The organism is Haemophilus sputorum CCUG 13788, assembly GCF_000238795.1.
GTDB lineage: Bacteria > Pseudomonadota > Gammaproteobacteria > Enterobacterales > Pasteurellaceae > Haemophilus_A > Haemophilus_A sputorum.
The window spans coordinates 1-584 of sequence record NZ_AFNK01000064.1 but is presented as its reverse complement, the minus strand read 5'-3'; the positions used below and the strand labels follow the sequence as shown (position 1 = coordinate 584).

The window sequence follows — 584 nt, the reverse complement described above, 5'->3', positions numbered from 1 at the left end:
ACCGACGACGACAAGAAACTAATTAAAGAAATCAGGGAGCGAATCGGCAGCCTGGACGTGCGAGACAATATTGAGCGCCGGGCTTATGAAATTGCTCTGGCATCGCTGGAAGCAGAAGCGCCGAATTTGCCTGGTGGTTTCACAATTGAAGAAGCAAAAGAATTACACGAAAATCTGGTAAAAAGTCACGTAAGCAAGGCTTTAAGTGGCGAAAAAATGAAAAAAGAAAATCGTGATGCCGATTTGCGCTGGATTCATGGCGTAATAGTTCAGGCCGCGTGGTTTGTGAAAGCATCACTAGGGCAGAATGCATAGTGCGTACCTGCTTTTCTCCTGGCAACGGTGGATCTTCCGCTTCCTCGTCACTCGCTCGCTATGCTCGGTCGCTGGACTGCGGCGAGCGGTTAGCTATCAAAAAAAATCCCCGCACAACGCGGGGATAGTTTTATTTATATGCAAGTTCATGACGTGCCGCCTGAGCCAGAAAATGGCTACGATCTTTGTATACGCCGCCACTTTCTCTCACATATCCATCAATACGACGAATCAATACATCAGGCAATGAAATATTAATACGTTGTTGT

General features: G+C 46.7%; 1 protein-coding gene and 1 pseudogene. One reads left to right on the top strand and one right to left on the bottom strand.

The annotated features are described in order from the left end of the window. Window positions 1-315 (top strand): annotated as a pseudogene (locus tag HSP_RS0108135) (hypothetical protein); the annotation flags it as partial. Between the two features lie 130 nt (window positions 316-445). Here the strand turns inward: HSP_RS0108135 and HSP_RS10990 are convergent. Further along, complete coding sequence (locus HSP_RS10990; protein WP_279625266.1) at window positions 446-568, bottom strand: type II toxin-antitoxin system HicB family antitoxin; 123 nt, start codon at window positions 566-568, stop codon at window positions 446-448. Window positions 569-584 lie beyond the last annotated feature (16 nt).